Annotated in this window: 11 protein-coding genes and 1 pseudogene; 9 read left to right on the top strand and 3 right to left on the bottom strand. The window is 74.0% G+C overall.

What is annotated here, in order from left to right; translation table 11 throughout:
* Positions 1-56: 56 nt before the first annotated feature.
* A complete protein-coding gene (locus tag ACFWOG_RS18465; RefSeq protein ID WP_329948611.1) occupies positions 57-287 on the bottom strand; it encodes a hypothetical protein in 231 nt (76 codons plus the stop codon).
* A gap of 20 nt (positions 288-307) precedes the next feature.
* Positions 308-2,467 (bottom strand): 4-alpha-glucanotransferase, encoded by a 2,160-nt coding sequence (malQ, locus tag ACFWOG_RS18460; protein ID WP_380359653.1) that lies wholly within the window; start codon positions 2,465-2,467, stop codon positions 308-310.
* A gap of 359 nt (positions 2,468-2,826) precedes the next feature.
* Here malQ and ACFWOG_RS18455 point away from each other — a divergent pair, with 359 nt between their 5' ends.
* Positions 2,827-6,921, top strand: coding sequence for a beta-N-acetylglucosaminidase domain-containing protein (locus tag ACFWOG_RS18455; RefSeq protein ID WP_380359651.1), 4,095 nt, complete (start codon positions 2,827-2,829; stop codon positions 6,919-6,921).
* A gap of 380 nt (positions 6,922-7,301) precedes the next feature.
* Here ACFWOG_RS18455 and ACFWOG_RS18450 read toward each other — a convergent pair.
* Positions 7,302-7,805 (bottom strand): annotated as a pseudogene (locus ACFWOG_RS18450) (HNH endonuclease); the annotation flags it as partial.
* 600 nt (positions 7,806-8,405) lie between these two features.
* On the opposite strand from ACFWOG_RS18450, the gene ACFWOG_RS18445 reads away from it, so the two are divergent.
* The 8 genes from ACFWOG_RS18445 (at position 8,406) to ACFWOG_RS18410 (ending at position 19,071) form a co-directional block, all read left to right on the top strand.
* Entirely contained in the window at positions 8,406-9,632 is a 1,227-nt protein-coding gene (locus ACFWOG_RS18445) for a mechanosensitive ion channel family protein (RefSeq protein WP_329948609.1), read from the top strand.
* 244 nt (positions 9,633-9,876) lie between these two features.
* Positions 9,877-11,067 (top strand): ROK family transcriptional regulator, encoded by a 1,191-nt coding sequence (locus ACFWOG_RS18440; protein WP_329882059.1) that lies wholly within the window; start codon positions 9,877-9,879, stop codon positions 11,065-11,067.
* A 288-nt stretch (positions 11,068-11,355) separates the two neighbouring features.
* A complete protein-coding gene (locus ACFWOG_RS18435) occupies positions 11,356-12,711 on the top strand; it encodes an ABC transporter substrate-binding protein (protein WP_380359648.1) in 1,356 nt (451 codons plus the stop codon).
* Between the two features lie 24 nt (positions 12,712-12,735).
* On the top strand, positions 12,736-13,734 hold the full coding sequence (locus ACFWOG_RS18430) for a sugar ABC transporter permease (protein WP_329948607.1): 999 nt from the start codon (positions 12,736-12,738) through the stop codon (positions 13,732-13,734).
* Positions 13,735-13,755: 21 nt separating this feature from the next.
* Positions 13,756-14,670 carry a carbohydrate ABC transporter permease gene (locus ACFWOG_RS18425; RefSeq protein ID WP_329948606.1) on the top strand — a complete coding sequence of 305 codons (915 nt, stop codon included), beginning with the start codon at positions 13,756-13,758 and terminating at the stop codon, positions 14,668-14,670.
* Positions 14,670-15,959, top strand: coding sequence for a 6-phospho-beta-glucosidase (locus tag ACFWOG_RS18420; RefSeq protein WP_380359646.1), 1,290 nt, complete (start codon positions 14,670-14,672; stop codon positions 15,957-15,959). The genes ACFWOG_RS18425 and ACFWOG_RS18420 overlap by 1 nt, the downstream gene beginning before the upstream one ends.
* Before the next feature lie 152 nt (positions 15,960-16,111).
* A complete protein-coding gene (locus ACFWOG_RS18415; RefSeq protein ID WP_329882054.1) occupies positions 16,112-17,131 on the top strand; it encodes a BadF/BadG/BcrA/BcrD ATPase family protein in 1,020 nt (339 codons plus the stop codon).
* A 491-nt stretch (positions 17,132-17,622) separates the two neighbouring features.
* Positions 17,623-19,071: a DNRLRE domain-containing protein gene (locus ACFWOG_RS18410; protein ID WP_355405215.1), complete on the top strand. Its 1,449-nt coding sequence runs from the start codon at positions 17,623-17,625 to the stop codon at positions 19,069-19,071.
* Positions 19,072-19,095: the final 24 nt, after the last annotated feature.

The raw sequence follows: 19,095 nt of genomic DNA, 5'->3' as shown, positions 1-19,095 counted from the left end.
GGTCCGGCGCCCCCTCGGGGTCTTGCTGGGCTCTGTGGCCGGAAGGCCTGCGGCCGCTACTTCTTCTCCTTGCCGCCGCCGTACGGCAGCGCGGCCAGAGCGGCGATGATCACGAAGGACGCGATCGGGAGCACCACGAACAGACCGAGGGTCTGGGCGACGCTCAGGCCGCTACCCGGGTCGTCGCCGTCGTCCCTGGTGAGGGCCATGGCGGGCGACGACAGCAGCATCATCAGCGTGACCGTTGCGGTGACCGCGCCGGCTCGCAAAGCGTTCCTCTTGTCCACGATGCCAACTTACCCGCCACTTACGAGGGGCCGCTCGGCGGGGTCGGCCTTTCGGGCCCGGGCCCGGTCTGCTGCCCGACGGTCCGCAGCAGGTCAGCCAGGGCACCCGCGGCCGGAGCGGCGGCCAGCGCGTCCAGCGTGACCGGCCGGCCGGAGCCGTCCGCGACCGGAAGCCGCCAGTTCGGGTACTGGTCCCACGTGCCCGGCAGGTTCTGCGGGCGCGGATCGCCCACCACGTCCGGCAGCCAGACCCCGACCAGCTCGGCCGGGGTGTCCGCCAGGAAGCGGTACAGCGCGGTCGCCGAGAGCGGCTCGTCCTCCCCCAGCAGGCCCAGCCGGGCCAGCTCGGCCCGCCAGTCGGCCAGCTCGGCCGCCGCCTCCGCCTGCTCGTCGCCGAGCGCCCTGGCCAGCAGGCCGAGCCGGTGCCGCAGCTCCACGTGCTCGCCCGACAGCCGGGCGGCCGTCGACGGCAGGTCGTGCGTGGTCAGCGTCGCCAGGCTGCCCGGGCGCCAGCGCCCGGGCGGCAGGATCTCGCCCTTCGCCTGCCAGTCCCGTTCGAACCAGAGCACCGAGGTGCCCAGCACCCCGCGGGCCGCCAGTTCCTCGCGCACACCCGGCTCCACCGTGCCCAGGTCCTCGCCGATCACCGCCGTGCCGGCCCGGTGCGCCTCCAGCGCCAGCACCCCGAGCATCGCCTCGGCGTCGTAGCGGACGTAGGCGCCCTCGATCGGCGCGTGCCCGGCCGGCACCCACCAGAGCCGGAACAGGCCCATGACGTGGTCGATCCGGATCGCGCCGGCGTGCCGGGCGGCGGCGCGGATCAGCTCGGCGAACGGCGCGTAGCCGGCCTCCGCCAGCGCGTCCGGGCGCCAGGGCGGCAGGCCCCAGTCCTGGCCGTGCGCGTTGAAGGCGTCCGGGGGCGCGCCGACCGAGATGCCGGTGGCGAGGACGTCCTGCAAGGCCCACGCGTCGGCGCCGTCCGGGTGGACACCGACCGCGAGGTCGTGGACCAGGCCCACCGGCATGCCGGCGGTGCGGGCCGCCTGCTGGGCGTGCGCGAGCTGCCGGTCGACCTGCCAGGCCAGCCAGCGGTGGAAGCCGACCCGGTCGGCCGACTCGGCGGCCTCGCGGGCGACGTGCGGGGAGTCCGGGTGGCGCAGCCCCTTCGGCCAGGCGTGCCGGTCGGCGCCGTGCTTCTCGGCCAGGGCGTTCCAGACCGCGTACCGCTCCAGCCACGCGCCCTCGCGGGCCCGGTACGCCTCGAAGGCGGCCCGCCGGACCGCGCCGTGCTCCGCCGCGTACCGCTCGAACCGCGCGTACAGCAGCTCCAGCGCGCGGCGCTTGAGCGCCCACACCCCGTCGCGGTCGATCAGGCCGTCGTGCTGCAGCACCTCGGCCCGCAGGCGGGCGGCGCGCAGGACCAGCCCGTCGGCCTCGGCGCGGTCCTCGCCGGTCAGGTAGGCGTACTCGGGGACCGCCTCGACCCGCAGGTGGACGGGGTCGGCGAAGCGGCGGGACGACGGGCGGTAGGGCGACGGGTCGGACGGGACGGCGGGCAGGGCCGCGTGCAGCGGGTTGATCTGCAGGAAGCCCGCGCCCAGGCCGGCGCCGGCCCACTGGGCGAGGTCGGCGAGGTCCGCGAGGTCGCCCATGCCCCAGGAGCGGTCCGAGAGCACGGAGTACAGCTGGGCGAGGAAGCCCCAGCTGCGGCCGGGCAGCGCGGGGAGCCGCTCGGGGGCGACGATCAGGTGGGCGGTGCCGGTCCGCCGCTCGTCCCCGGTCCGCCCGGGGATCTCGGCCCGCAGGACGTGACGGCCGAGCGGCAGGTCGGCGGGGAGCCAGTGGGCGTGGCCGCGCGGGAGGTCCCAGCGGCCGCCGTCCTCCAGCTCGACGGTCAGCCGCGCGTCGGCGGGCACGTCCAGTGCGGTCCGCCGGCCCGCCCGGACCACCACGGTCGGGGGCAGCAGGCGGGCGCGCTGTTCGGTGCGGTGGTGCTCCAGCGCGGCCCGGGCGGCGTCGGGGGTGGCCGCGTCCACGCCGAGCGCGGCCAGCACCGCGACCAGCGTCCGTGCGCCCGCCGGCACTCCTCCGGGCCCGTACCGGGCGTCCACTCCGTACGCCTGGGCCAGCGCCACCAGCTCCGGCGGAGGAGGCGGCGCGTCCTGCGCCGGCACCTCCAGGCCGTCGGCTCCGTCACGGTCGAGATAAGCGGCCACTCGCGGCTCCTGCGATGTCTCGGCAACGCCCAGTCAGGACAGCCACAGTCCTACCCGCGTGACGCCCCGGCGACCCTGCGCGACACACGGACCCGGGGGTGGCGCGGGAGCACCGGGTCCGCCGGGGGCGCGCGCACGGGACGTCGGCCGGGCCTGCGTCCCGCTCCGGCGGGCGCGTTCGCGACCGGGGCTTTCGGTGCGGGGGCGAAGGGTTGGAGTCCGGGGTAAATCGGACAAAGTAGTCATACCCGTCGGCGACGTTGACACCGGGAGGGGTAGCTGGTGGGCTTTGGCGCGATGTGGTTCCTGGCGAGGAGGCTCCTGTGCAAGCCCGAGTGTCCGAGGTAGCCGGGCGGCGGCTGCGTCAGCAGCTGGAGCAGAGCCCGGCGCTGCGTGACGTGTTACAGCACCCGGCGGCCCTCGCGGCGCGGCGGGCGACAGCACGGACCTGCCGTCAGCTGGCGCCGAGGACGGCGGACCGGCTGATCGCCGATCTCAAGGGGACGTCTCCGCTGCTGCCGTCGGTGCGCGCCGAGCGCGCGCTGGCCGCGCGGCCCGGGGCACCGAGCCGGCGGACCCTCCAGGTGGCGGCGACGCTGTCGGCGGCGGCCGTGGTCGGCGGACTGCTGGTGAGCGGTCCGGCCGCGTACGCGTACTCGCCGGGACCGGACGTGGTGAGCACCGCGAGCAACGCGGCGCAGACGCCGCTGGGCAACGTGAGCAACCCTCAGGTGTTCCCGCGTCCGCAGGAGATGGGCGTGGCCGGGAAGCCGGTCACCGTGCCGACCGGCGTCACCCTGGTGGTCTCGCCGAAGGCGGACCACGGTGCGGTGGACGCGGTGCACGAGGTGCTGGGCGTGGCCGGGGCCACCGTGATCACCCCGCGGTCGGAGCCCGGCACGCCGGTCGCCGGCGACCTGGTGGTGTACGTCGGCGGGCCCGCCGAGGGCGCGGGCGGCGCGACCGACCGGGTGCTGCGGGAGCTGACCGCGGCCGCGGGCGGCAAGGACACCGCGGCGCCGACCACGGCCGGGATGCCGGCCGGCGGGTACGTGCTGTCGGCCGGTCAGCTGCCGGTGCAGGGCGGCGGGACGTACGGCGTGGTGGTGCTGGCCGGCACCGACGCGGCGGGCACCTTCTACGCCGCGCAGTCGCTGCGCCAGCTGCTGGCCGTCGTCCCGGCCGGGCAGGGGCAGGCGCCGGGTGCGGCCGGTCTCGGGCTGCCGGGCGTCACGCTGCGGGACTGGCCGTCCGGCGCGCCGGTGCGCGGCACCGCCGAGGCGTTCTACGGCACCCCGTGGACCCAGCAGCAGCGGCTCGACCAGCTGGACTTCCTCGGCCGGGCCAAGCAGAACCTCTACCTCTACGCGCCGGGCGACGACCCGTACCGGCTCTCCCGCTGGCGGGACGCCTACCCGCAGGGGAAGGCCGACGACCTGCGGGCCCTGGCCGCCCGGGCCGCGCACAACCACGTGACGGCCGGGTACGCGATCGACCCCGGTCAGTCCTTCTGCTACAGCTCCGCGAAGGACGCGGACGCGCTGGTGGCCAAGCTGGACGGGCTGCGGAAGCTCGGCTTCGGCGCGTTCCAGCTGCAGTTCCTGGACGTCTCCTACGACGAGTGGCACTGCTCCGAGGACCGCGCGAAGTACGGCACCGGGCCGGCCGCCGCCGCCAAGGCGCAGGCCGAACTGGCCGGCCGGGTGCAGGACCGGCTGATCGCCCGCAACCCCGGGCTGGCCGCGCTCTCGGTGGTGCCCACCGAGTACCACCAGCAGGGCGCCACCCCGTACCGGACCGCGCTGGCCGCGGCACTGCCGGCGGGCGTCCAGGTCGCCTGGAGCGGGGTCGGCGTGATCCCGGAGCGGATCACCGGCACCCAGGCCGCCGACACCGCGAGCCTGTACGGGCACCCGCTGGTCACCATGGACAACTACCCGGTCAACGACGCCACCCCGGACCGGCTCTTCCTGGGGGCCTACACCGGGCGCGACACCGAGGTGGCGACCCGTTCGGCCGTCATGCTGACGGGCGCGATGCAGCAGCCGGTCGCCTCCCGGATCGCGCTGGCCACCGCCGGTGACTTCGCCTGGAACCCCGCCGGGTACAAGCCGGAGGAGTCCTGGCAGGCCGCGCTGCGCTCGCTGGCCGGTCCGACCGCCTCGGCCGCGACGCCCGCCGGCGCGGCCCTGGCCGCCGTCACCGCGCTGGCCGGCAACAGCGCCTCGTCGCCGCTCGCCAAGCAGGAGTCCGGCTACCTGCTGCCGCTGCTGGATCGGTTCTGGGCCACCGCCGAGCCGACCTCCGGCGTGGCGCCCGACCTCGCCCGGCTGATCGAGGCGGCCGCCCCGCTGCGGGAATCCTTCGCCGCGATGGCCGGCGCGCAGCAGACCCTCGCCTCGGCGCCGGCCACCGCCCAGCTGGCCGCCGAGTCCGCCTCCTGGCTTGCTCCGCTGCGCGACTACGGCCTGGCCGGACAGGCGGCCGTGGACATGCTGGTCGCCCAGCGGGGCGGCGACGGCGGGGCCGCCTGGAAGGCCAGGGTCGAGCTGAACAAGCTCCGCGAGCAGCTCGGCCAGAGCCCGGCGACGGTCGGCGCAGGCGTGCTCGGCCCGTTCCTGGAGCGGGCGCTGCGGGCCGCCGACACCTGGGCCGGCGTGCTCGACGGCGGCGTCACCCCGACCACCACCCTGGGCACCGCGCACGACCACCTCCCCGCGCTGATGACCGACGGTGTCGCCGACACGTTCTACTGGAGCTCGGCGCCGCCGCAGCCCGGCGACTCGGTCGGTCTGGACCTCGGCGACGGCCGCCCGGTCGGCAGCGTCACCGTGCTGATGGGCTCCTGGGGCAACGGCCCGGACGGCCAGAACGCGCTCGACGACTACCTGCGCGAGGGCGTGCTGGAGTACTCCACCGGCGAGGGCGGCTGGAAGCGGCTGGCCCAGGTGAAGAACCAGAAGTCCGTCTCCGCCCAGCTGCCCGCCGGGACCGTCGTCCGGGCGGTCCGGCTGCGTGCCACCTCGGCGCAGAAGACCGCGGTCGCGGTGCGCGAGTTCTCGGTCACCGCGCCGGACGAGGCACCGGCCAGCGTCTCCGGCGGCCCGGCCGCACTGCCCGGCTCCTCGGCCGCCGCGGTGCTGGACGGCAACCCGGACACCGCCTACCGGGCGGCCACCGCGCCGACCTCGCTGGACGAGCCGCTCACCGTCGAGCTGGGCGCCGCCCGGCCGCTGGACCGGCTGACCATCCTCACCGACCCGAACGTGCGTGCCTCCGCCGCCGTCGCGGTCCGGCGCGCGGACGGCAGCTGGGCGGAGATCGGCACCATACAGCCGGGCTGGAACGAGCTGTCGGCCGGCGGGCTGCCCGCCGACGCGTTCCGCCTGGCCTGGAAGCCGGGCGGGCAGCCTCCGGTGGTCAACCAGGTGATCCCCTGGTACGCGGACGCCCCGGCGGCCCGGCTCAGCCTGGCCGACACGGCGGTCGACGCGGTCATCGGGGCCGGCGCGCCCGTCCAGGCCCGGGCCACCGTCGAGGCCGGCCGGCCGGAGGGGGTGACCGGCGAGCTGCGGACGGAGGTGCCGGCCGTCGCCAAGGGGCTGACCGTGACGCCCGCGACCGGTGTGAGCGTGCCGCGCGGCGGCCGGGTCGGCGTCCCGCTGCTGGTCACCGCGGGGCCGGACACGCCGTCGGGCACCTACCAGGTACCGGTGGTGTTCGTGACCGGGCAGACCAGCATGCGGCAGGTGCTCCAGGTGCACGTGGTGCCGCCGACCGGCGGGCCGGACCTGGCGATCACCGCCGAGGCGACCTCGTCGGCCGACGAGACGCCGCACTTCCCCGCCTCGGCCGTGGCCGACCAGGATCCGAAGAGCCGGTGGTCCTCGCCGGCCGCCGACGACGCCTGGGTGCAGCTGGAGCTGCCGCGGGCCGTCCACCTGGGCTCGGCGGTGCTGCACTGGCAGGCCGCGTACGCCGCCGCGTACAAGATCCAGGTCTCGGCGGACGGCCGTTCCTGGACCACCGTGGCGACGGTGGAGGACGGCAGGGGCGGCAACGAGACGGTGCGGTTCGACGCGCCGGGGGCGAAGTACCTGCGGGTGCAGGGCGTGGCCCGGGCCACCAAGTACGGCTACTCGCTCTGGGGCGTCGAGCTGTACGCCGTCGCCGCGGCGGGGGCGACCCCGCCGGTGACACCGCCCCTCACGCCGCCGGTGACGCCTCCGGGCGGGCAGCCCGGCGGTGGCGGCCAGCAGGGCGGCGGACAGCAGGGCGGCGGACAGGCCGGCGGACAGCCGACCACGGTGCCGACCGCCCCGGCGACCACCCCGGCGCCGTCCGCCACGCCCACCGGGCCGACTCCGGCCCCGTCCGGCTCGACCGGCGCTCCGACGGGTCCGCCGGCGAAGCCGTAGCGGGGGTGCCGGACCGGGCGCGGGTTCCTGCGCCCGGTCCGCCCCCGCGGGCACGCACGGCCGCCCGGGCACGGGCACGCGGGGCCTGCGTGCGCACGGTGGGCGGGAGGGCGGCCGGGCCCGGCAACGCGGCGGGCCGCCGCGCTCCCCGTTTGCGGGGTGCGTGGCGGCCCATGAGGCGTACCGGGAAATCTGTCGGGCAAGCCCTTGTGGAGCGGTGGTCAGGCGGAGAGCGGTTCGGGCTGCTCACCGCGGCGGACGGGTGCGGAGTGGGCCGAGTGGGCCGAGTGGGCCGAGTGCGCCCGGCCGAGCGGCACCGGATGGGTGGCCTCGGTATGGTCGTGGTGTTCGTACTCGCCCCACTGCGGGGCGCGCAGCTGGTCGCCGCCGCCGTACGGCTCCAGGTAGGGCCGCCAGCGCGGATCCTTGATCCCGGTGCCGATGATCCGCCAGGCCAGGCCGGACGGCGGGGCCGGCGGGCGCTTCATCCGCCAGCCGAGTTCGGTGAGGTGGCGGTCGGCCTTGGTGTGGTTGCAGCGGCGGCAGGCGGCCACCACGTTGTCCCACCGGTGCTGGCCTCCCCGGCTGCGCGGGATGACGTGGTCGACGCTGGTGGCGGCGGCCCCGCAGTAGACGCAACGGCCGTGGTCGCGGGCGAACAGCGCCCGACGGGTGAGCGGGACGGGCCCGCAGAACGGGACCCGGACGAAGCGGGTCAGTCGGACGACGGACGGCGCCGGAAGGGCGCTGGTGGCGCTGTGCAGAGTGACACCCGAGTCCTCGAGGCTGACTGCCTTGTGATTGAGGACGAGGATGAGTGCGCGGCGCATCGATACGACGCCGAGTGGCTCGTAGGACGCGTTGAGGACCAGGACATGCGGCACGGATGCCTCCTTGGACGCCTGCGGCGCGTGGCTCGCGCCGGGACGAGCGGTTGGATCACACAGCGGGTGCGTGATCTCCCCCAGTGTCGCCTTACGCCTTTGTACGGCGCCACCACTCCTGTGTAACGGACCTGACGTGAACTCCGGATGTGGCTTCTGTCATACCCGGTATGCCCGGGGGAAGGGCGGGTTGCACCCCGGTGCCCGGAGGGTGCTCCGGGGCGCCCTCGCGGGGGAAGGCTGGGCCGGTCGGAGCAGCGGGGCGCACGGGGCGGGAACCGGTCGGACCCCGTCGGAGCAGCGCGGACGGCGGGCCCGGCCGGAGGGGGAGGCGGGGGTGAACCGCGGGGCGGGCGGGGCCGCGGGCAGCGCGCCGGGGCGTTGACGGGGCGTCCGTCCGGCCGCCGCGCGCCCTCGGAAGAGCGGTGGCCGGACCGTGGGAGAGCCGTGGGAGGGCGGTGCAGAGGCCGTCGGCGTGTCAGGGTGCCGGGTGGGCGGCGGATAGGGTAGAGCGGACGGTCCGCAGGCCAGGGGCGTGCCTCCCGGGTGTGCCTCCGCGGCGGCGGGCTGTGCCACGCACCCTGCAGGAAGGTCCCGCACGTGTTCAGGTCCGGTGCCGCCGGCCTCCTCGCCGACGCGTCCGTCACGCCGTCGGCCTCGACGCCGAACCCGTCCCCCAGTCCCACGGCCCCGGGGCTGCCGCAGCTCGACCTCAGAATCCCGACCAGCGCGCAGGAGGTCTCCGACACCACCCGGCAGGCCGCCAGCTGGTTCGACTCGCACTGGCAGGAGTGGCTGGCGAGCGGGGTCCGGATCGTCTTCATCGTCGTGCTGGCCCTGGTGCTGCGCGCGATGGTCCGCAAGCTGATCTCCCAGCTGATCGCGCGGATGGTCAAGCCCGGCGAGGGCGAGGACGAGCCCGGACGGCTGGGCGGGCTGCTGGCCAACACCGGGGTCGTCAACCCCGAGCGGCGGCAGCAGCGCTCGGAGGCGATCGGCTCGGTGCTGCGCAGCGTCGCGTCCTTCAGCATCCTGGGGACGGCCGCGCTGATGGTGCTGTCGGCGCTCGGGGTGAACCTGGCCCCGCTGCTGGCCAGTGCCGGTGTGGCCGGTGTGGCGATCGGTTTCGGCGCCCGCAACCTGGTCACCGACTTCCTCTCCGGGGTCTTCATGATCATGGAGGACCAGTACGGCGTCGGCGACGAGATCGACACCGGGGTGGCCACCGGCACGGTGCTGGAGGTCGGCCTGCGGGTGACCAAGCTGCGCGGCGCGGGCGGCGAGATCTGGTACATCCGCAACGGCGAGGTGAAGCGGATCGCCAACATGAGCCAGGGCTGGTCGACCGCCTCGGTGGACGTCCAGGTCGGGTACAAGGAGGACCTGCTGCGGGTCGAGGCGCTGATCCAGGAGACGGCGGAGGCCCTGGCCAAGGAGGCGCCGTTCGACGAGCTGGTCTGGGCGCCGTTCTCGATCCTGGGCGTGGAGTCGGTGGCCGTGGACTCGGTGGTGCTGCGGGTCGAGGCGCGGACGGCTCCGGGCAAGTCGCTGAGCGTGGCGCGGGCCCTGCGGCAGCGCCTGAAGGTCGCGTTCGACCAGGCCGGGATCAAGGTCAAGGAGGAGGTCGCGCCGGTCGCCGCCGATGCGGGCGCGGCCACCGGAACGGCCACCGCCGGGGTGGTGCTGACCACCGCGTCGGCGGCCTCGCCGGGCGCCGACCCGGCACCGCCGTCGGCGCTGGCCGACCCGAACTCGCCCCGCTACCAGGCGACGGCGCCGATACCGGCTCCCGTGAAGCCGGTCGACGACGCGGCCAAGGCGCCCTGACCGGGTAGCGGGCCGCCGCCCCGGCGGAGCCCGTGGACGAACGAGAGCCCCGTCTCCGCGCACGCCGGAGGCGGGGCTCACTGCTGCCCGGTAACGCTTCGGCATCCACCGGGGGAAGGGCCATTGACACCCTCGTGACGGGGACCGTACGGTCCTGTCTCAAGCGACTGGAAAGTTTCCTAACAGTTCGCCCGGGCCCGTCCGCCGGGCAGCCGACCAGCAGGAAGAGGAGGAGGATCTCCGCGTGACCAGGACCACCGCCAAGGCCCCCCTCGCCGGCACCCCCAGCCTGCTGCGCGCGATCAACGACCGCGCCGCCCTCGAACTGCTGCTGGAGAACGGCCCGCTCTCCCGTACCCAGATCGGCACGTTGACCGGACTCTCCAAGCCCACCGCCTCCCAGCTGCTGGCCCGTCTGGAGGCGGCCGGGCTGGTCCTGCCGGTGGGCACCACGGCGGGCGGACCGGGACCCAACGCGCAGCTGTACCAGGTGAATCCGGCCGCCGGCCACGTCGCCGGGCTGGACGTCACCAACAGCCACGTCCGGGTCGCCGTCGCCGACATCACCGGCTCCACGCTCACCGAGGACGTCGTCCCCACCAAGGGGTGGACGGCCGCCGAGACCGTCCCCCGGGTCGCCCGGGTGGTCGCCGACGCGACCCGGTCCGCCGGGCTGGCCGAGGGCAGCCTGCACACCGTCGTGATCGGCGTCGGCGGGGCGCCCGACCCCGGCACCGGCAAGCTCAGGTACGCCTCCCACCTGCCCGGCTGGCACGCGCCGCGGCTGGTCGAGGAGCTGTCCGGGGCGATCGGCGCGCCGGTGTCGATCGAGAACGACGTGAACCTGGCCGCCGTCGCCGAGCAGGCCTCCGGCGCGGCGCACGGGTTCGAGGACTTCGTCCTGCTCTGGGCCGGCGAGGGCACCGGCGCCGCGATCGTGATCGCCGGCCGCCTGCACCGCGGCTTCACCGGCGGCGCAGGCGAGGTCGGCTACATGCCGGTGCCCGGCGCCCCGGTGCTGCGGGACGTGCGCCGCCGCAACTCCGGCGGGTTCCAGGAGCTGGTCGGCGCCCCCGCCGTCCGGGCCCTGGCCCGGGAGCACGGACTCGGCGCGCCGACCGCGGAGGAGACGCTCGCCAAGGCGCTGCGGACCCCGGGCGCCGGCGACGCGTTCCTCACCGAGCTGGCGGGCCGGCTGGCCGTCGGACTGGCCGTGATCGTCGCCGTCGTCGACCCCCAGCTCGTGGTGGTCTCCGGCGGTGTGCCGACCGCGGGCGGCGAACGGCTGCGGGCGCTGGTCGAGGAGGAGCTGGCCCGGATCTCGATCGCCCGCCCGGAGGTCCGCAGCAGCACCCTGTCCGGTTCGCCCGTCCTGCTGGGCGCGCTGCAACGCGCGCTGGCGGCCGCCCGCGAGGCGGTCTTCTCCACCCACTGAGGTCCACCCGCCCACCGAAGTTCACACCAGCGACGCTCCCACCACGGACGCTTCCACCACCGGCGTCCGAACCACCGGCGTCAGAACCACCGGTTCAGAACCACCGGCGTCCGACCCATCGGCGCCCGAGTCACCGGCGCTCCCACCGAGCACCGCCTGAACCACCCGAACCACCCGGCTCCACCCGCACCACCCGCACCGCTCGACCCCTGCACCCACTCTCCCCAACCCCCTACGCGGGACCCGAGGCAATGACGCCTGCCCGCGCACCCCCAGGAGGACCTCGAAGTGCACTCCACCACCTCCCGCAGAGGCCGCCGTACGATCGCCGCCGTCACCGGCAGCGCCGTCCTGGCCCTGCTGGCCACCGCCTGCACCGGATCCAGCGACGGCAGCGGCAGCGACGACTCGGCCAGCGGCAAGGACGTCACCATCACCTTCTGGCACGGCTGGAACCAGCCCGCCGAGGTGAAGGCGATCAACGACAACATCGCCGCCTTCGAGAAGGCCCACCCGAACATCCACGTCAAGACGACCGAGAACATCGGTGACGACAAGGTCAACCAGGCACTGCGGGCCGGTGGCGACGCCGCCCCGGACGTGGTCTCCTCGTTCACCACCAACAACGTCGGCATGTTCTGTTCGACCAAGGCCTTCGCCGACCTCAAGCCCTTCCTGGCGAAGGACAACATCGACCCGGCCAAGACCTTCCCGGCCGCGATGCTCAACTACACGCAGTTCCAGGGCAACCAGTGCTCCCTGCCGCTGCTCGGCGACGCCTTCGGCCTGTACTACAACAAGAAGGCCTTCGCCGACGCCGGGATCGCCGGCCCGCCGAAGACCTTCAGCGAGTTCGCCGAGACCGCCGCCAGGCTCACCCTCGCCGAGGGCGACAGCTACAAGCAGCTCGGCTTCATGCCGCTGTACCACGGCTACGAGTCGACCACCGAGCACTTCCTCGGCCAGTACGGCCCGAGCTACTTCGACGCCTCCGGCAAGTCCAGCATCGCCGCCGACCCGAAGGTCGCGGCGATGATGAACTGGCAGAAGGGCCTGGTCGACAAGCTCGGCGGCTACGACAAGCTGGACAAGTTCCGGGCCACCTTCGGCGAGGAGTTCAGCGCCAAGAACCCCTTCCACACCGGCCAGGTCGCGATGGCCATCGACGGTGAGTGGCGCACCGCCTCGCTCGCCGAGAACAAGCCGGACTTCGAGTGGGCGACCGCGCCGTTCCCGGTGCCGGACGACCAGGCCTCCACCTGGGGCCGCGGCTACCAGACCGGCACCATCATCGGCATCGCCAGCACCAGCAAGAAGCAGGCCGCCGCCTGGGAGCTGACGAAGTTCCTCACCACCGACACCGACGCGGTGGTCTCGTTCGCCAACGCGATCCACAACGTGCCCAGCACCTTCGCGGCGCTCGACTCGCCGAAGCTGATCAGCGACCCGAACTTCAAGACCTTCCTGGACATCGCGAAGAACGCGAACTCCAGCACCACGCCGGCCAGCGTCAACGGCGGCGGCTACATCGTCTCGGTGCAGAACCTCGGCTACGAGTTCGAGTCCGGCAGGCAGACCGATCTCGCGGCCGGTCTCGCGGCCACCGCCAAGGAGATCGACGCCGCCATCGCCCAGGCCAAGTAGCGCGGAACGGTTCACGGAGCTCCCATGTCACTCGCGTCCGACACCCGCAGGGGCACCGGACCGACCGACCCGGCGGCGCCCTCCACGCAGCACCTGCTGCGCCGGAAGCGCCGCCGGGAGGCGGCCCGCACCCTGGCCTTCCTCTCCCCCTGGCTGATCGGCTTCGCGGTCTTCTTCCTGTACCCGCTGATCTCCACGGTCTACTTCTCGTTCACCAAGTACAACGGCTTCGGCGCACCCGCCTTCAACGGCCTGAAGAACTGGGACTACGTCTTCAACGACCTCCCGGCCTTCTGGAAGGGCCTGCGCAACACCGTGTGGCTGGTCTTCATCATGGTGAGCCTGCGGGTGGCGTTCGGCCTCGGCATCGGGCTGCTGATCACCAAGGTCAAGACCGGTGCCGGACTCTTCCGCACCGCGTTCTACCTGCCGTACCTGGCACCGCCGGTGGCCGCGACCGTCGCCTTCGCCTTCCTGCTCAACCCCGGCACCGGACCGGTCAACCACTTCCTCGGCGAGATCGGACTGCCCCAGCCGGGCTGGTTCGCCGACCCGACGTGGTCGAAGCCCGCCCTCACCATGCTCGCCATGTGGGGCATCGGCGACCTGATGGTCATCTTCATGGCGTCCCTGCTGGACGTCCCGAGGGACCAGTACGAGGCCGCCGAACTCGACGGCGCCGGGCCGTTCCAGCGGTTCCGGTTCGTCACCCTGCCGAACATCTCGCCGATCATCATGTTCGCGGTGGTCACCGGCGTCATCCAGACCATGCAGTACTACACCCAGGCGATCGTCGCCGCGAAGGTCACCAGCGGCAACGCGGGCAACTCCGGGCAGCAGTTCGAACCGGGCTACCCGCAGGGATCCACCTGGACCCTGCCGCAGATGGTCTACAACCTCGGCTTCCAGCGCTTCAACTACGGCGCGGCGTGCGTCGTCGCCCTGGTGCTGTTCGCCATCTCGATGGCCGTCACCTCGCTCCTGCTCCGCCGCAAGTCCGGCTTCATGGCGAGCGACGACTAGCGGCCCAGTGAGGACACGATCATGACTCTCAGCTCCACCCTCACGGCGAAGGCCCCCGCGGAGGGGCCCGCCCGGCGCGGCGCCCCCGGCGCCGCGGCCCGCGCCGCCCGCCGCCGCGCGCTGCTCAACTGGGTGGCCGTGCACTCGCTGGCCGTCGCCGCCGCGCTGTTCTTCCTGCTCCCGCTCGTCTTCGCCTTCCTCACGTCGGTGATGACGGACAGCCAGGCGCTCACCACCGACTACTGGCCCACCTCCTGGGAGTGGGGCAACTACGCCAAGGTGTGGGACACCCCCGGCTTCCTCACCTGGTGGCGCAACACCCTGCTGTACGCCGGCCTCGGCACCCTGCTGACCATCGTCTCCAGCCTTCCGGTGGCCTACGCGCTCGCCAAGTTCCGCTTCCGCGGCCGCAATCTGGCGCTGATGGCGGTCATCTCGATGATGATGCTGCCGCCCCAGGTCACCATCATCCCGATGTACCTGTTCTGGGCGAAGGAGCTCGGGCTCAGCGGCTCGCTCTGGCCGCTGATCATCCCGATGGCCTTCGGCGACGCCTTCTCGATCTTCCTGCTGCGGCAGTTCCTGCTGACCATCCCCAAGGAGTACATCGAGGCGGCCCGGATCGACGGCTGCGGCGACCTGCGCACCCTCCTCAAGGTCGTCCTGCCGATGGCCAAGCCGGCCATCGCCGCCGTCGCCCTCTTCCAGTTCTTCTACTGCTGGAACGACTACTTCGGCCCGCAGATCTACGCCAGCAACAAGCCCGGTGCCTGGACGCTCTCCTACGGCCTGGAGTCCTTCAAGGGTGCCCACCACACCAACTGGAACCTCACCATGGCCGCCACGCTGCTGGTGATGGCCCCGGTGATCCTCCTCTTCTTCTTCGCACAGAAGGCCTTCATCGAAGGCGTGACACTGACAGGGGTCAAGGGCTGATGTCCACACTCAAGCTGGCCATCGTCGGCGGCGGTTCGACGTACACCCCGGAGCTGATCGACGGCTTCGCCCGGCTGCGGGACACCCTGCCGATCGGCGAGCTCGTCCTGATCGACCCGGCCGCGGACCGCCTGGAGCTGATCGGCGGGCTGGCCCGGCGGATCTTCGCCAAGCAGGGGCACGGCGCCGTGGTGACCACCACGACCGACGTCGAGGCGGGGGTCGCGGACGCGGACGCCGTCCTGCTCCAGCTGCGGGTCGGCGGGCAGGCGGCCCGCAACCAGGACGAGACCTGGCCGCTGGAGTGCGGCTGCGTCGGCCAGGAGACCACCGGCGCGGGCGGGCTCGCCAAGGCGCTGCGGACCGTCCCGGTGGTGCTCGACATCGCCGAGACGGTCCGGCGCACCAACCCCGACGCCTGGATCGTCGACTTCACCAACCCGGTCGGCATCGTCACCCGGGCCCTGCGGGAGGCCGGCCACAAGGCCGTGGGCCTCTGCAACGTCGCCATCGGCTTCCAGCGGCGGTTCGCCAAGCACCTGGGCGTCGACCCGGAGCTGATCCGGCTCGACCACGTCGGCCTCAACCACCTCACCTGGGAGCGCGGCGTCACCCTGCTCGACGCGCCCGGCGCCGCCGGTGGCCGGGAGGTGCTGCCGGAGCTGCTCGCCGGCTTCGGCCAGGAGATCGCCGACGACCTGCTCCTGCCCCGGCGGGTGATCGAGCGGCTCGGCGTCGTCCCCTCCTACTACCTGCGGTACTTCTACCAGCACGACCAGGTGGTGGAGGAGCTCAAGGTCAAGGGCTCCCGCGCCGCCGAGGTCGCCGAGATCGAGCGGCAGCTGCTGGAGATGTACGCCGACCCCGCGCTCGACACCAAGCCCGAACTGCTCGGCAAGCGCGGCGGCGCGTTCTACTCCGAAGCGGCCGTGCAGCTCATCGCGGCGCTGCTCGGCACCGACGGCGCCACCTCGGTCCAGGTGGTGAACACCCGCAACGACGGCGTCCTGCCGTTCCTGCCGGACGACGCCGTCATCGAGGTGCCGGCCGAGGTCGACGCGGCGGGCGTACGGGCCCTGCCGCAGCGGCCGGTCGAGCCGCTCTACGCCGGCCTGATCGCCTCCGTCACCGCGTACGAGAACCTCGCCCTGGACGCCGCCCTGCGCGGCGGCCGCGACCGGGTCTTCGACGCCCTGCTCGCCCACCCGCTGGTCGGCCAGATCGACCTCGCCGACCGGCTGACGGACCGGCTGCTCGCCCACAACCGCGAGCACCTCGCCTGGGCCTGACCCGCCCGGCCGAACTCCGGCCCGCACTCCGTGGGGGGTGCGGGCCGGGCCGCCGAGGGCCCGCCGGCCCTCCGCGAGGAGGCCGCGAGGAGACCTCCCACCCCCGGCCGGGACCAACCACGGCCGGGCCACGTACGAGCCGCGGGGACCTGATGACCCACCAGCCCGAACCACACCTGCCCGGCGTCCTCGCCATCGACGCGGGTAACTCCAAGACCGACGTCGCCCTCATCGGCGCCGACGGCACCGTCCTCGGCTCCGCCCGGGGTGGCGGCTTCACCCCGCAGAAGGTCGGCGGCGCCGCCGCCGTCGCCGGCCTCGCGCCGCTGGTCGAGCAGGCCGCCGCGGCGGCCGGGATCACCGCCTGGAACGGCACGCTGACCAGTCACGTCAGCGCCTGCCTCGCCAACGCCGACCTCCCGGTCGAGGAGGAGGCGCTGCGGGTGGCCCTGGAGTCCCACCCGTGGGGCGCCAGCAACACCGTCGTCAACGACACCTTCGGCCTGCTGCGCGCCGGGACCGACGGCCCGCGCGGCGTCGCCGTCGTCTGCGGCGCCGGCATCAACTGCGTCGGCCTGCTGCCCGACGGCCGCACCGCCCGGTTCCCCGCCCTCGGCGAACTGACCGGCGACTGGGGCGGCGGCGCCGGTCTCGCGCTCACCAGCATGTGGCACGCCGTCCGCGCGGAGGACGGCCGCGGCGGGCCGACCGTCCTGGCCCCGGCCATCGCCGAGCACTTCGGCCTGCCCAGCGCCGGCGCCGTCGCCGAGGCCGTCCACCTGGACCACCTGCCGTACGGCCGGCTGCACGAGATCGTCCGGGTGCTGTTCGCGGTCGCGGAGGGCGGCGACCGGGTCGCGCTGGAGCTGATCGACCGGCAGGCCGACGAGATCACCCGGCTCGCGGTCGTCGCCCTGCGCCGGCTGGAACTCCTGGAGGAGCCCACCCCGCTGGTGCTCGGTGGCGGCGTGCTCGCCTCGCGGCAGCCGCTGCTGATCGACAACCTCACCGCCCGGCTGGCGGAGGCCGCGCCGCTCGCCGAGCCGCGCGTCGTCGTCGCACCGCCGGTGCTGGGCGCGGCGCTGCTCGGCCTCGACCACCTGGCGGCGGGCGCCGAGGCGCAGGCCCGGGTGCGGGAGGCGTACGACACCGACCGGCCGGTGGCGGCGTAGCGCCCGGTCCCGACGCTTCCGCCCCCGCCGCACCGCTTCCGCCCTCGCCGCTTCCGTCCCCACAGGTTCCGCCCCCGCCGGGTCCGCACACCCGGCGGGGGCGGTCGTGCGTTCACGGCCGGGCGGCGCGGCGGGGCGTTCACGGCGGGGTGTTCACGGCGGGGCGGCGGGATCGGGCGGGTGGGCGGCGGACGGGCGGGTGGGCGGCGGACGGGCGGGTGGCGACGGGAGGGGTGGACGGGACGCTACGGCACGGTAACCTGACGGACAGTCAGTTGCTCGGACCGGTCGACGGACCGGTCGAGCGGGGCGGCGCGGGGGCCGACGGCCGGGGCGGGGTGGGACCGGAGAGGCCGGTGGGACGACGGCACCAGGCGTTCACCGACCGGCCATCGGTCCAGGGGAAGTCCATCACCCGGGAGAAGGCTGCCGTCCCTAGCGTCTCCCGACGCACCGCCGACCGTCCCCCTCCTCTCACGAAGGGTCACCCCATGCCCGGACGCAGAGTCGTCGCCGCGGCCACCCTCGGCGCCATGACCGCCGGCGCGCTGGCCGTCACCGCCTTTTCCGGTGCCGCCACCGCGGCGGTCGGGACCACCACGTTCACCCCGGTGGCCGACACCTACGCGTACAGCAGCAACCCGAGCACCAACTACGGAACGTCCGGCCAGCTCGGGGTGGACAACAGCCCGGCCAAGCGGACCTTCCTGAAGTTCACCGTCTCCGGCCTCACCGCACCGGTGACCGGCGCCAAGCTGCGCATCCACACCGACGACGTGTCCGGTGCCGAGAGCGGCAGCGGCGGCACCTTCCGCTCGCTGAGCAGCACCACCTGGTCCGAGACCGGCCTGACCTGGAACAACCAGCCGGCCGTGGACGGCCCGGTGCTGGGCTCGATCGGCTCCGTCTCCCGCAACGCCTGGTACGAGGTGGACGTCACCTCCTACGTCCAGGGGAACGGCACCTTCGCCATCGGCGTGACCTCCGCGTCCAGCGACGGCGCCGACTACGACTCGCGCGAATCCGGCTCCACCGCACCGCAGTTGGTGATCACCACCGACACCGGCACGCCCTCCCCGTCGCCGACCGTGACCTCGTCGCCGACCGCCACGCCCACCGCCACCCCGACCCCCACCACCTCCCCGACCGGCGGCGCGGACCCGGTGCTGGTCGGCGCCGGCGACATCGCCAACTCCGGGAACGGCGACGAGGCCACCGCCAAGCTGCTCGACGGCATCCCCGGCACGGTGTTCAACGCGGGCGACAACGCCTACCCCGACGGCAGCGCCTCGGACTACACCAACTACTACGCACCGACCTGGGGCCGCCACAAGGCACGCACCAAGCCGGCGCCGGGCAACCACGAGTACAACACCTCGGGCGCCACCGGCTACTACAACTACTTCGGCGCCGCGGCCGGCACCGCCGGCCAGGGCTACTACTCCTACGACCTGGGCAACTGGCACGTCGTGGCGCTCAACTCGAACATCTCCACCAGCACCGGCTCCGCCCAGGAGCAGTGGCTCCGCGCCGACCTCGCCGCGAGCAACAAGCCCTGCACGCTGGCGTACTGGCACCACCCGCGGTTCACGTCCGGCTCCAACCACGGCCCGAGCACGTCCGTCGGCCCGCTGGTGCAGGCCCTGTACGACTACAACGCCGACGTGATCGTCACCGGCCACAACCACCAGTACGAGCGGTTCGCGCCGATGAACCCGGGCGGCGCGCTCGACACCACCCGCGGCATCCGGCACTTCGTGGCCGGGATGGGCGGCGCCAGCCACTACAGCTTCGGCACCATCCAGGCCAACAGCGAGGCGCGCAACAGCGACACCTACGGCGTGCTGAAGTTCACGCTGCACAACAACGGCTACACCTGGCAGTTCGTCCCCGAGGCGGGCAAGACGTACAACGACAGCGGCACCACCGCCTGCCACTGACGCCCGGCGCACCCCCCGAGCGAC

Origin of the sequence: Kitasatospora sp. NPDC058406 (assembly GCF_042722765.1) — a bacterium.
Taxonomy (GTDB): Bacteria; Actinomycetota; Actinomycetes; order Streptomycetales; family Streptomycetaceae; genus Kitasatospora.
This window is presented reverse-complemented; position numbering and strand designations above follow the sequence as displayed.

Bases quoted from the DNA above. Each gene is read 5' to 3' on its own strand.
- ACFWOG_RS18410 (WP_355405215.1), top strand. From the start codon at position 17,623: ATGCCCGGACGCAGAGTCGTCGCCGCGGCCACCCTCGGCGCCATGACC.
- ACFWOG_RS18430 (WP_329948607.1), top strand. From the start codon at position 12,736: ATGTCACTCGCGTCCGACACCCGCAGGGGCACCGGACCGACCGACCCG.
- ACFWOG_RS18415 (WP_329882054.1), top strand. From the start codon at position 16,112: ATGACCCACCAGCCCGAACCACACCTGCCCGGCGTCCTCGCCATCGAC.
- ACFWOG_RS18425 (WP_329948606.1), top strand. From the start codon at position 13,756: ATGACTCTCAGCTCCACCCTCACGGCGAAGGCCCCCGCGGAGGGGCCC.
- ACFWOG_RS18420 (WP_380359646.1), top strand. From the start codon at position 14,670: ATGTCCACACTCAAGCTGGCCATCGTCGGCGGCGGTTCGACGTACACC.